Source organism: Robinsoniella sp. (genome assembly GCF_034124845.1).
This window is the reverse complement of record NZ_JAWYAJ010000416.1, coordinates 1-13,213: the sequence shown is the minus strand read 5'-3', so window position 1 is coordinate 13,213 and position 13,213 is coordinate 1. Positions and strand designations below refer to the sequence as shown.

Here is a 13,213-nt window from a genome sequence, read left to right as displayed (position 1 = left end):
AGTCAAAAACCCCGCTGCAAGCAACGGGGTTTTTGTTCTCCGCTTCCGCTCCGGTCATTGCCCGCGGGAATAAAGAAGAACAGACAATCCTTTCACAGCAGTTGATAGTATACGTATACTGTGGGTGCTGGTATCGGCAAAGGATGGTCTGTTTTTTTCTGTGCATTTTTAAAAGTGTGTCGGAAAATATATCAACCGGCCTCCCATGACTTTAAATAAATTTTACAAGAACTTTACAAAACTCCGGATTACATTTTACATAGCTATGATAATCTATCTGTATAATAAAAATTTTACAGGTTTGAGGGAGAAACGTATGAATAGTACATTACAAACGATTTTTGGCTTATTAGGTGGTTTGGCACTATTTATTTATGGTATGAACATGATGAGCGAAGGACTCCAGAAAGCTGCCGGAGAAAGAATGAAGATGATTCTGGGATTTTTGACTAAGAATCCGATTCTGGGTGTTTTAGCTGGAGCGCTTGTAACAGCAGTATTGCAGAGCAGCAGTGCTACAACCGTAATGGTAATTGGCTTTGTAAGTGCAGGTCTGATGACATTGCCTCAGGCGATTTCCGTTATTCTGGGTGCGAATATCGGAACCACGATGACCGCACAAATCATAGCTTTTGAAATTAATGATTACATATGGCCGCTTGTATTTATCGGTTTTGTGATTTTCTTCTTCTCCAAGAAGGAAAAGGCAAAGAGTATAGGCCAGACTATTTTTGCATTTGGATTACTCTTTGTGGGAATTATCACAATGGGAGATGTAATGAAACCATTAGCAACCAGCCCGATCTTCACCGATATGATCGCAAAAGTATCTGAAATACCGGTATTGGGTGTTTTATTGGGAACCATTATGACCCTGGTGGTACAAAGCAGCAGTGCAACAATTGCAGTATTGCAGAACTTTGCAATTCAGCCTGGACCGGATGGTGTTACCAGCGTTATCGGACTTGCAGGTGCAATTCCCATCCTTCTGGGAGACAATATCGGAACCACAATTACGGCTCTTCTTGCATCGGTTGGACAGTCCAGGAATGCAAAACGTACTGCAGTAGCACACAGTGTATTTAACATAAGCGGAAGTCTGGTATTTATATGGATTATCCCGTGGTTTGCAAAATTTGTTCAGTGGGTTTCACCTAAAGGAAATGAGGTAGATGTTATATCCAGGCAGATCGCCAATGCACATACTACTTTTAATATTGTAAATACCCTTATCTGGCTGCCTTTAATCTGGCTGATGGTTAAGATTGTTATGTGGATTATTCCAGGTAAAGATGAAAATGAATCAAGGGAAAATGAACCCAAGTTTATCGATTCTACCATTGTAAACCAGCCGGTATTTGCACTGCATCTGATTCGCAAAGAAGTCATCCATGTTGCCCAAAATGTCAGGTTGGTGCTTTCTGATTCCAAAGAGGCATTTGTGAACCGGGATGAACATGCATTAAAGCAGGCGGAGCATCTGGCAGAGATGATAGAATCTGTACAGGCAAAAGCAGTAAAGCATATGTCCGGTTTGATGGCGGACGGTGTACTGACAGAAGAGCAGGCAAGACAGACGGCATCTTATATGTATGTCCTGGATGAAACAGGCCGTATGGCACAAAATGGACTCTGCATCGCAAGGGCATCCAAAAACAGACAGGAGAAGGGATTCCGCTTCTCAAAAGATGCAGTAAAAGAAATTGAAGTTACCATGGACAGTATTCGTGAAATGCTTGACAATTGTATCAATACACTTCAGACCGGTAATATTGAAAACGCAGGCAATGTAATTTTAAAGAAACAGGATATTCTTTCCTTAGAGGTGAGGATGTTGAAGAATCATATGGATCGACTGAAAAAAGGCAAATGCAGTCCTGATTTTACAGTAGAATTTACAGGAGTTCTGCACAGCCTGGAACGTATGGGAAATAACTGCATGAGTATAGCGGAAGTATTAGCGGAAGATTTAGACTTAAGCCATGATGTGCAGGATGCTAAAGAACTGGCAGGCAAAAATGGTCAGGCCGCATCGGTGGCAGTGTAGAAAGTGGGCATGTTTTCTGGGAGGGCGGAGATAGGAAGTAAAATTCCTGTTTCCGTCCTTTTTAGTGAATTTAAATAAATATTAGAGGCAATTTCTGGGGGAATCATATAAATAATATCTGAAATGATGAAAAAAGAGATATTGACAAATAATATTTGACACTCAATATAGAGAAGCATATAATAAAAGTATCTTGAAACGGGTTTCAAACGGTGAAAAGGAGGATTGGTAAATGGTTAGTATCCGCGACGTAGCGAAAATAGCGGGAGTATCGCCGGCAACAGTGTCCAGGGTTATGAATGAGACAGCCAGGGTAGATGAAGAAAAGAGACAAAGGGTTATGAATGCGATTAATGAAACCGGTTTCAAACCAAATGAGATAGCCCGTTCCCTATTTAAAAAATCATCCAGGATAATTGGTATGATTGTGCCGAATATTGAAAATCCATTTTTTAATGAACTGGCAAAAGCCATCGAAGAAGAAACCTATCTGCGGGGATATCGATTGACTCTATGCAATTCTAACAACGATCTGGAAAAGGAAAAGAAGAATTTAAGTTTACTGGACCGGATGAATGCGGATGGCATTATTCTGATGACGAATCAGGAGAAAATGGAGAAAGAGGTGCACAAATGCAGAATACCGGTAGTCATGATAGACCGGCAATTAGATGGCGGAGGGAAAAGTGCCTGTATCCAGTCAGACCATTACAGCGGAGGCAGGCTTGCGATGGAATATCTGTTATCCTGTGGCTGTAGGAATATTGTGCAGATGAGAGGGCCGCTGAAACTTTCCAGTGCGCGTCAGCGCTATCAGGGATACCAGGATGTCTGTCGTGAAAGAGGGCTGCAGGAGGCAGTGATCGACTGCCAATATGATTATGAAGATGGTTTGCACAAGGCAAAAGAAATTCTTCAAAAGTTCCCCGAGACAGATGGCATTATTGCCGCAAATGATATGGTAGCCATCTCCGTATACAAGGTACTGGTAAGAAAGGGACTTCGGATTCCCCAGGATATTCAGCTTATCGGATTTGACAATATCAACCTCAGCAGGCTGATGACACCGGAACTGACAACCATATCCCAGCCAATAGGTGAGATGGGGAAGGCGGCCGTGGAAGCAGTGATTGATGCCGTGGAGGGAAAACAGCCTGTCAGAAAAGTATTCGAAGTGGAATTGATAAAAAGAGAGACTACTTTAAGTTAACGTTAGAAAAAGTAAAAGAGAAAGGAACTGACGCTTGAAAAAACAATAAATATAACAAAGAATGCGAGACAACATAAAAGGTAAACGAAGAACTTGAAAACGAATAGTAAAGGAGAATCATATGAAAACAGCAGTTGTAGGCAGTATTAATATGGATATGACGGTGACGGCAGAACGTATACCGTTAAAGGGAGAGACACTGCGGGGGGATGATGTTCGTTATATACCCGGTGGAAAGGGAGCAAACCAAGCGGTGGCTATGGCAAAACTGGGAGCACAGGTAGAGATGTTTGGATGTGTGGGAGATGATGATGCAGGGACAGCCTTACTGGAAAACCTCCGCAATGCCGGCGTTATTACAGAACACATAAAAGTAGTTCCCGGTGTATCCACAGGTTTGGCTCTGATTACGGTAGGTGATAATGACAATACTATTATCGTTGTTGCAGGTGCTAATAACAGCGTTGACCGGGAATATGTGGATCAGATTCTGGATGAATTACGGAAGTGTGATATCGTACTGCTTCAGCATGAGATTCCACAGGAAACGATCGAATATGTGATTGAAAAATGTTATGAGAGCCAGGTGAAAATCGTTTTGAACCCAGGCCCCGCCAGACCTGTCCGGAAAGAAATCCTGGACAAAGTTACTTATCTCACACCAAATGAACACGAAGCCGTCATTCTATTCGGAGATGAGATGTCAACTGAAGAACTGCTGAAGCAGTATCCGGAAAAGCTGATTATTACCCAGGGCAGCCGGGGTGTTTCAACTTGCCTGAAATCCGGTGAAATCCTGGTGGTTCCGGCCAGAAAGGCAAAAGTGGTCGATACTACAGGAGCAGGAGATACTTTAAACGGAGCTTTTACCGTAGAGATTGCAGGCGGCAGTGATATGAAAAATGCATTGAAATTTGCCAATACAGCAGCCAGCCTGTCAACGGAGAAATTCGGAGCACAAGGCGGGATGCCGACACGCAGCCAGGTTGTAGAGGCCATAAAGGAGATGGAGAGATGAAGAAGCATGGAATTTTAAATAGTGATATTTCTGCCGTGCTATCCCATATGGGGCATACGGATTTAATTGCCATTGGAGATTGTGGTCTTCCTATACCCGATGAAATTAAAAAAATTGATTTAGCTTTAAGTTTTGGTAATCCAGCGTTTATGGAAGTATTAAAAGTAGTTTCGGATGATATGAAAATAGAAAAATTAATATTGGCAGAGGAAATCAAAAATTATAATCCAGATGTACTATTGGAAATTGAGAAATTATTTGCAGATATGGAAGATACTCCGGAAGTCACGTTTATAACCCATAGTGATTTAAAAGAAAGAACAAAATCCTGCAAAGCAGTGATCCGGACGGGGGAGACAACCCCTTATGCAAACATTATTTTACAGGCAGGGTGCATTTTTGCCTGATCCATTCTGTGTCCTTTACTAGTACTACAGCGAACACATATAAAGCGTTCGCTGTAGAGCTATGATTGTATACAAAATAAACCGGCAGTCAAACACGCTTTTGAATTATGATCTCTTACAGATACCGTCATCGTAATGAAACGGTTTATCCAAAGAGGTTCATAATTTTTGCAGTGTCTGACTGCCGGTTGTTTACCGAAAGTGCTTATTTTTCTTGATGCATATTGGAAAAAACCGGTATATACATAAACAGGGAGAGCAGCATAAAGCCAATACAGATGACGATCAGCACATTTGCCACTGACAGAGGAAGGCTTGGAAACAGGAAGAGTATAAACATTATGACATACAGCACTGCTGTACACACTTTTCCAAACCACATTGCACCATTCAGCATCTTGCCTTTCCGCAGCAGCAGAATGCCCATGATACCCATAAAACCTTCTTTTATAATAAAAAGAATCAGGAGCGGCAGCATCCACTGATAGCGGAATGCAAGACAGAGTGCCATTGCCCCCTGGGTCAGTTTGTCTGCAATGGGATCCAGGGCTTTCCCCAAAGGGGTGATCATGTGAAAACGGCGGGCTATTTTTCCGTCAAACATATCGGTTAATCCTGAGACAGCTACAATGACGGCAGCAATTCTGTAATCCGTTATGCTGTCTGCAGTGATGTAACGCCATACAAAAATCGGTATCAATATGATACGGAAATACCCCATGAGATTGGGGATGGTGAACAGTTGCTTTTTAAGTGGCATATCGTGATTAAGATCCATGGAACACAGCTCCTTTGTAAGTATCAATAAACCCTATTGAGGGACTATTTATTTTGATTCCCAGCGTCCGGAAGCGCCGCATGGCAGCACAAGACCGTTGCCGGAAACAGGAAGTCCAACTTCCTGAGAATCTACTTTACCGTTAAATTGTTTTAATTCCGTTGCCAGCATGTAAGTGAGAACTGCCGGAGCCAGACCTGTGGTGTAAGAATTCACCAGGAAAAACAAGGGCTTTTCTGTCAAAAGCTGGGTACACAGCTTAATAAGGGGATGAATGGCATCTTCGATTTTCCAGATTTCCCCTTTGGGTCCGCGTCCATAGGAAGGCGGATCCATGATAATACCGTCGTAATGATTGCCGCGGCGGATTTCCCTTTCCACAAATTTTACGCAGTCATCCACAATCCAGCGGATGGGGGCATCTTCCAGATTGGAAGAGCGGGCGTTCTCCTTTGCCCAGCCGACCATGCCTTTTGAAGCATCTACATGCGTTACGGAAGCACCAGCGGCTGCAGCAGCGAGAGTAGCACCTCCGGTATAGGCAAACAGGTTCAGGACTTTAATGGGACGGCCTGCATTTTTTATTTTATTGGAGAACCAATCCCAGTTTGCTGCCTGCTCCGGGAATAGTCCGGTATGTTTAAAACTAAATGGTTTTAAATTAAAAGTCAGACTTTTATAAGAAATACTCCATTGCTGGGGAAGGTCAAAGAATTCCCATTCGCCGCCGCCTTTCTTGCTCCGGTGGTAGTGACCGTTCATTTTTTTCCAGCCCCGGTTGGTTTTCGGGGTATCCCAGATAACCTGGGGATCGGGACGGACCAAAGTATAATCACCCCACCGTTCTAATTTTTCTCCACAGGAAGTATCTATTACTTCGTAGTCTTTCCAATGATCTGCTATCCACATATTTCATATTACCTTTCCTAGTTAAATTTAGTATCTTGTAATTTAGTATCTTGAATTGCCCCAATGATGGAGCAGTGCTGTACGAGTACCGCATAGTGCTTACATGCCCAACAATTACTTGTCTGTCCTAAAACTTTATGGACTACTGTTCTTCTTTGAACGGAACCAGTACGTATAAAAATCTTCAAATCCTAGTGAAGCATAAAGGTCCTTTGCGGAAGTATTCCCATCCACGACCTGAAGATAAGCATGCTTTGCACCTTTTTTTCGCGCTTCTTCCAGGATTGAGCTGCAGATAGAACGTGCGAAACTTTTACGCCTGCAGCTGGGATCCACATAAATGGCATAGAGACCGATATGTGCACGATCTAAAATTCCAAGACCGGATGCAACCATTCGTCCGTCAATCTCGATAAAAGCGACGATTGTTTCCTTTGGAATCGCTTTAAACATTGAAGGCACAATTCTGCGCAGTGTAGGATTGGTTGTACCGTTTAATCGGAATAATGAAGTGATCCAGTCATCCGTAATACGGTCTCTCAGCTGGACGATCGTGTCATTCGGATAAAAAATGGAAGAGGGAAGGTTTGAGTTTCTTCCATAATATTCGTATTCGATAGATTCATAAGGGAACATCTGAAATTGTTCCATAGGCATGGTCATTACATCAGTTGTATGCTCCACACTATATCCGCGCTCCTTTAGGATCTGGTCAAAAGATGCATCAATCATGGGATTGATTTTAAAATTAACCGGAGTATGGAAGTTGGCATACATGGATTCACAATACGCTATTTTTTCTTCTACCGGGATATTAGAGATGCCAATCTGCTCTACGCTATTGGTCCGGTAGGTATAGTTGTGGGAAAAACGGATCAGCCAGCCGTCATATAGTTCGATCTTATGTGAAGGCCATGCATTGAGAGAAATCTCTTCTATTAACTTCATGTAAGCATTGTCTTTTATCATAGGTACGCTCCCTTAAAGAAATCTTCTAATCATTATAGTTCAAAATGTGAGGATATTCAATGAAAAACTTGACCGAATCCCGTTAATTTGATAAAGTGGAAGATAAGTGTAAACTTTTGCGTTGCTTAATGGGGAATATTTTAAACGGGTTTTATCATGTTACGGCTATCGCATAGGAAAAGCAAATAAAGGAGGTTTTAGAAATGAAGATTGGATTTATTGGCTGCGGTAATATGGCAACAGCGATGCTTGGAGGCATCCTAAAAAATCAAATGATTCCTGCAGATGAAATCATAGGTTCCACATCCAAACAGGAAAGCCTGGATGCAATTAAAGAAAAATTTGGTATCTGCACGACTCTGGATAATAAAGATGTTGCAAAGAAGTCGGAAGTAATTGTTCTGGCTGTAAAACCACAGTATTATGAAGCAGTAATCAAAGAGATCAAAGAGGAAGTAAACGGTGATAAGATCGTGGTGACCATCGCACCCGGCAAAACACTTGAGTGGCTGGGAGATGTATTCGAAAAGCCTCTTAAAATTATCCGCTGTATGCCAAATACCCCGGCGCTGGTAGGGGAAGGTATAACAGGGGTCTGCGCAAATGATCTGGTATCATCGGAAGAATTAGAGATGGTATGCGGGATACTCAGAGCCTGTGGTTCCACCGAAGTAATCAGTGAACATCTGATGGATGTGGTAGTTTCCGTAAGCGGAAGTGCACCGGCATATGTTTTTATGTTTATTGAAGCGATGGCAGACGGTGCGGTAGCTGATGGCATGCCAAGAGCACAGGCATATAAATTTGCAGCCCAGGCAGTACTTGGCAGTGCGAAAATGGTATTGGAGACAGGGAAGCATCCCGGAGAATTAAAGGATATGGTTTGCTCACCGGGCGGTACGACGATTGAAGCGGTACGTGTATTAGAAGAAAAAGGTATGAGAAGTGCTGTAATTGAGGCCATGAAGGCGTGTGTGAAGAAATCCAGAGGGATGTAAAGTATCTGGAGACATGAATGAAATCTAAAAGAAATGACAGAAAGGGTAACAGAATATGGAACGTGAAAATGTGTGGAAAAAATATGATGAGGCAGGACGTGAAAAAGTATTTGCTTTTAATGAAGGATATAAAGCTTTCATTTCAAAATGTAAAACAGAAAGAGAATGTGTAAAAGAAGTTATTGCACAGATACAATCCTTCGGTTATGAGGATCTGGATACAATAGTAACTTCCGGAAAAGAATTAAAGCCTGGGGATAAAGTATATGCTGCCAGCATGGGGAAAACAATTGCACTTTTCCACATTGGCGAAAAACCCATGGAAGAAGGCATGAATATCCTGGGAGCACATATTGATTCTCCAAGACTGGATTTGAAACAGAATCCTTTATATGAAGACCATGATCTCGCCATGCTGGAAACACATTATTACGGTGGTGTGAAAAAATATCAGTGGGTTGCACACCCGCTTGCTCTCCATGGAGTAGTAGCGAAAAAAGATGGAAGCATTGTGGAAGTATCCATTGGAGAAGAAATGTCAGAACCTGTATTTGGTGTTTCGGATCTGCTGATTCATCTGTCTGGAACACAGCTTGAGAAGAAGGCAAATAAGGTAATTGAGGGAGAAGACCTGAACATTTTGATCGGAAGCATTCCGTTAGAAGGCGACGAGAAAGAACCGGTAAAGGCACAGATCCTGAAGATATTAGAAGAGAAATACGGCATAGAAGAAGAAGATTTCCTGTCTGCTGAATTTGAAGCTGTTCCGGCAGGTATTGCAAGGGATTACGGTCTGGACAGAAGTATGGTTATGGGATATGGGCAGGATGACCGCGTATGTGCTTATCCTTCATACATGGCTATGCTTGAATTGGAGAAGACCAGTAGAACAGCAGTATGCATTCTGGTGGACAAAGAAGAAATCGGAAGCGTGGGTGCAACCGGTATGCAGTCCAAATTCTTTGAAAATACAGTTGCTGAGGTAATGAACTGTACCGGAGATTACAGTGAGTTGAAATTACGCCGTGCCCTGAAAAACTCCAAGATGCTGTCTTCGGATGTAAGTGCTGCATTTGATCCCAACTATCCTAGTGTTATGGAGAAAAATAACAGTGCCTATTTAGGAAAGGGGCTGACATTTAATAAATACACCGGTTCCAGAGGAAAATCCGGTTCCAACGATGCCAATGCGGAATTTATTGCAGAAATTCGCAGAGTCCTGGATGATAATCAGGTCAGCTTCCAGACGGCAGAACTTGGAAAAGTAGACCAGGGTGGTGGTGGAACAATTGCTTATATCCTGGCTAATTACGGTATGGAGGTCATTGACAGCGGCGTTGCTGTACTGAACATGCACGCACCGTGGGAGATTACCAGCAAGGTGGATATATATGAAGCGTATCTGGGATACCAGGCGTTTTTAAAATATATGTAAAGAAAAAGTAGGAGAAAGAGGAAAAGGTACATGGAGAAAAGTTCTATAATTTGGATATTAATTGCATTTGTTGCTTATCTCGCAATGATGATGGGAGTCGGAGTGGTGACCATGAGGAAGAATAAAAGCACAGATGATTTCTTTTTGGGAGGCCGTGGGTTAAGCGGCTGGGTAGCGGCTTTGTCTGCCCAGGCGTCTGATATGAGCGGCTGGCTGCTCATGGGGCTGCCGGGAGCCGTATACGCTCTTGGTACGGGACAGGCGTGGATTGCAGTTGGTTTATTTATCGGAACCGTATTTAACTGGGTATGCATCTCATCCCGTCTTCGCAGATATACAATCCGGGCAAATAATGCGATTACTTTTCCGGAATATCTGGAAAACAGGTTTCACGATACGAAGAAAATACTGTTGTTGATTTCTTCAATTGTAATTGTTATTTTCTTCCTTGTATACACTGCTTCTGCACTGGCTGCCGGCGGCAAATTATTTGCAAGTGTTTTTGGAATTGATTACCGGGTGGCATTAACGATTGGAGCAGCTGTTATTCTGGCATATACATTCATGGGTGGATTCCTTGCGGTATGCCTCACCGATTTTATACAGGGAATGCTGATGCTGGTTGGCCTTCTGGTCGTGCCGGTGGCAGCATACTTCATAATGGGATCGGACACAGTGACTGCAAATCTGGCAGCAAGCGGCGTAAATGCCGATTCTTATCTGAATATTATGCACAATGGAGGAGATTCCTACCGTGCAGTAGATATAATATCTCAAATAGGATGGGGACTTGGATACTGCGGAATGCCTCATATCCTGACCCGTTTTATGGCGGTCAGAAGTGAGAAGGAATTAAAAAAATCCAGAGTGATCGCTATTGTATGGGTATTGATTTCTCTTGGTATGGCAGTACTGATCGGTGTCATCGGAAGAGCTTACCTTTACCCGACAATCTTAGGCGGAGCAGGAGCAGATTCTGCAGAGAATGTTTTTATTGCCACGATTACACAGGTGTTTACAAAAGATCTGGCACTGCCGTTTATCGGAGGAATCTTCCTCTGCGGAATATTGGCTGCGATCATGTCAACGGCAGATTCCCAGTTACTTGTAACGGCTTCTTCCGTTTCAAAAGATTTATATCAGGGATTTATTAATCCAAAAGCAGAAGAAAAACATGTGCTGAAGCTTAGCCGTATCACTGTTATCGGTGTGGCTGTGCTGGCATACATAATTGCACTGAATCCAAACAGCAGTATCATGGGCCTGGTATCCAATGCCTGGGCAGGTTTGGGAGCGGCATTTGGACCGACTGTTTTACTTTCCCTGTTTTGGAGAAGAACGAATCTGGCAGGAGCCATAGCAGGTATTGTTTCCGGAGGATTGACTGTTATTGTGTGGGATTATATACCGTTTGGAGGACAGACGCTTGGGGCATCCACCGGCTTATACTCCCTGGTAATCGGTTTTGCTATCAGTATCATACTGATTATTGTAGTGAGCCTAATGACAGCAGCACCGGATGAAGAAATGCTGAAGGAATTTGACGATGTTGCAAATAGAAAGGTAGAAGGCTGATCAGGCTGACGCGAAAATGAGTACTAAGTGAATATTGGTTTCGAGAAAAGGAGAATTCTGAGAATCTGCAGGATTCTTCTTTTTTATTAGAATTTTGAAATTAGATTGCTATTTACAAAGATACACTATATAATAGAAGAAACATTTCATTTTTCCGGACAAATCTGTCCTAAGTATTCCATTTTACAAGTTAAGAGCAACCAATACAAAAGAAAAGAGATAGTTGTATGTATATAGTGCGGCGGTTAGAGCAGGGGTCTGTATGAGTGCGTATTACAAAATACATGTCACCAATACGGCGGTTTACTTTGCAGCATCATACAGCGTGCGATTTTATTGTAATTCCCTAAATTATATGCTAAAGTATAGGAGGAAAAAGATTGAAAGAAAACGTTATAAGAGATGATTCAAACAGTAATTTAAAATCGAGTGTGTTTGCAGCATACTTCAGTGAACCACGAAATGGGATGGAACTATTGAATGCCCTGGAAACTCTGTCTTGTGCAGATCCGTCTGGCATTCATTATCTGACCCCGGAAGAGGGATGGTTTCAGGCTAGTGAGCTTGCATTTACCGCTGGAGGCCGGATACTGGTTATCAGCGAGGAACAGCCCGGGCGGATGAGCAATATGCCGGTCCGTAAAGCTATATATTATGGAAGGATGATGGAATCCATTCTGGAGTTAAAAGAGATCTGCCAGAAGAAAAGAATCCGTCTCCCCTGCCCGAAGTTTTATGTATTTTGCAGAGGATCTGATGACGGTCCGCAGGAAGAGACTCTTCGCTTATCCGATTCTTATGAACACATGGAAGCTGAGCCGGCTCTGGAACTGGTTGTTAAAATAATTAATATCAATCCGGATGCCGGTCATCCCCTTCTGGAAAAGTGTCCGGTTTTGAAGGAGTATGCCATCTTAATGGAGAGTATCAGAATGAATCTGAAGATGGGATACGCTATGAAAGCGGCAGTCAGCCGGGGGATAGATGATTGCAGGCGCTGCGGAATCGCAAAGAATTTTTTAGACAATTACGGAAGCCGGGCAGGCCAGCTGGTGTTAACACAGCTGAGTATGGAAGCAGCGATTAGCATACATGGAAATGAGGAACGGGCTGCCGGGAGAATTGAAGGAATGAAAGAAGGCAGAGAAACCGGACAAGAAATCTTTTGTATTAATTTAGTAAGAAAAAAAATGCAAAAGGGTTGGAACGGGGAAGATATAGCGGATCTTCTGGAGGCGGAAGTACCCGTAGTATCCCATATAAGCAAAATTATACAAATTAACCCGGATTTTACGGATGAACAGGTGTTGAACGTGCTGTCACAATATAAATCAAAATCAAATAATTACCAATAAATAGATGTGTACAAAAAAAAATACAAATTTTCCTAAAAAACCCTTGCATTTGCGAGGGTTATGCTATATAATCATTCATGTTGTGACCTTGATAGCGTAGAAGTGTGAGGTTGCTGCAGTCTAAACTGCAGGTTTTCCATGGAGCGAATGTCAAGTTAGAAAACTGGCGACAAGTCACTGTACAATATATAACTGTCCATCAAAGAATGGAAACAACGTGGAGTATCAAGATGATACACACGGGAGAGTGTACAGTCACCGCTTGTCGTACTGCAATTAAGTGCGAAAAGGAGGCGACTTTTTTTATGGCAAGTCAAGTAATGAGAATTACATTAAAAGCGTATGATCATCAATTAATCGATGCATCAGCAAAGAGTATCATCGAAACAGTAAAGAAGACAGGATCTAAGGTGAGCGGACCGGTACCGATGCCGACAAAGAAGGAAGTAGTTACCATCATCCGTGCCGTACACAAGTACAAAGATTCCAGAGAACAGTTCGAGCAGAGAACT

The 13,213-nt window shown here is 42.6% G+C and carries 12 protein-coding genes; 9 read left to right on the top strand and 3 right to left on the bottom strand.

Annotation, left to right across the window (positions count from 1 at the left end; translation table 11 throughout):
* Nucleotides 1-316 precede the first annotated feature (316 nt).
* The 4 genes from ACH2DQ_RS20625 to rbsD all read left to right on the top strand — a co-directional run bounded on the left by ACH2DQ_RS20625 (nucleotide 317) and on the right by rbsD (nucleotide 4,682).
* Nucleotides 317-2,047 carry a Na/Pi cotransporter family protein gene (locus ACH2DQ_RS20625; protein ID WP_394913658.1) on the top strand — a complete coding sequence of 577 codons (1,731 nt, stop codon included), beginning with the start codon at nucleotides 317-319 and terminating at the stop codon, nucleotides 2,045-2,047.
* A gap of 232 nt (nucleotides 2,048-2,279) precedes the next feature.
* Complete coding sequence (locus tag ACH2DQ_RS20620; protein ID WP_394913659.1) at nucleotides 2,280-3,257, top strand: LacI family DNA-binding transcriptional regulator; 978 nt, start codon at nucleotides 2,280-2,282, stop codon at nucleotides 3,255-3,257.
* Between the two features lie 121 nt (nucleotides 3,258-3,378).
* Complete coding sequence (gene rbsK, locus ACH2DQ_RS20615; RefSeq protein WP_394913660.1) at nucleotides 3,379-4,275, top strand: ribokinase; 897 nt, start codon at nucleotides 3,379-3,381, stop codon at nucleotides 4,273-4,275.
* The gene (gene rbsD / locus ACH2DQ_RS20610; RefSeq protein ID WP_394913661.1) at nucleotides 4,272-4,682 is read left to right on the top strand and encodes a D-ribose pyranase; all 411 of its coding nucleotides are present in this window, start codon (nucleotides 4,272-4,274) and stop codon (nucleotides 4,680-4,682) included. The genes rbsK and rbsD overlap by 4 nt, the downstream gene beginning before the upstream one ends.
* 205 nt (nucleotides 4,683-4,887) lie before the next feature.
* On the opposite strand, the gene ACH2DQ_RS20605 is transcribed toward rbsD, so the two are convergent.
* The 3 genes from ACH2DQ_RS20605 to ACH2DQ_RS20595 form a co-directional block, all read right to left on the bottom strand.
* Nucleotides 4,888-5,460: a CDP-alcohol phosphatidyltransferase family protein gene (locus tag ACH2DQ_RS20605; protein ID WP_394913662.1), complete on the bottom strand. Its 573-nt coding sequence runs from the start codon at nucleotides 5,458-5,460 to the stop codon at nucleotides 4,888-4,890.
* A gap of 48 nt (nucleotides 5,461-5,508) precedes the next feature.
* A complete protein-coding gene (locus ACH2DQ_RS20600; RefSeq protein WP_394913663.1) occupies nucleotides 5,509-6,369 on the bottom strand; it encodes a class I SAM-dependent methyltransferase in 861 nt (286 codons plus the stop codon).
* A gap of 135 nt (nucleotides 6,370-6,504) precedes the next feature.
* Nucleotides 6,505-7,338 carry a GNAT family N-acetyltransferase gene (locus ACH2DQ_RS20595; protein ID WP_394913664.1) on the bottom strand — a complete coding sequence of 278 codons (834 nt, stop codon included), beginning with the start codon at nucleotides 7,336-7,338 and terminating at the stop codon, nucleotides 6,505-6,507.
* Nucleotides 7,339-7,541: 203 nt separating this feature from the next.
* On the opposite strand from ACH2DQ_RS20595, the gene proC reads away from it, so the two are divergent.
* The 5 genes from proC to rpsJ form a co-directional block, all read left to right on the top strand.
* Nucleotides 7,542-8,336, top strand: a complete 795-nt coding sequence (gene proC, locus ACH2DQ_RS20590) for a pyrroline-5-carboxylate reductase (RefSeq protein WP_394913665.1) — start codon at nucleotides 7,542-7,544, stop codon at nucleotides 8,334-8,336.
* 55 nt (nucleotides 8,337-8,391) lie between these two features.
* Nucleotides 8,392-9,771 (top strand): aminopeptidase, encoded by a 1,380-nt coding sequence (locus tag ACH2DQ_RS20585; protein ID WP_394913666.1) that lies wholly within the window; start codon nucleotides 8,392-8,394, stop codon nucleotides 9,769-9,771.
* 30 nt (nucleotides 9,772-9,801) lie between these two features.
* Nucleotides 9,802-11,346 carry a sodium/proline symporter PutP gene (putP, locus tag ACH2DQ_RS20580; protein WP_394913667.1) on the top strand — a complete coding sequence of 515 codons (1,545 nt, stop codon included), beginning with the start codon at nucleotides 9,802-9,804 and terminating at the stop codon, nucleotides 11,344-11,346.
* A gap of 380 nt (nucleotides 11,347-11,726) precedes the next feature.
* A complete protein-coding gene (locus tag ACH2DQ_RS20575; protein WP_394913668.1) occupies nucleotides 11,727-12,701 on the top strand; it encodes a hypothetical protein in 975 nt (324 codons plus the stop codon).
* 305 nt (nucleotides 12,702-13,006) lie between these two features.
* On the top strand, nucleotides 13,007-13,213 hold a 207-nt coding region (gene rpsJ, locus ACH2DQ_RS20570), incomplete at its 3' end, for a 30S ribosomal protein S10 (protein WP_395028118.1).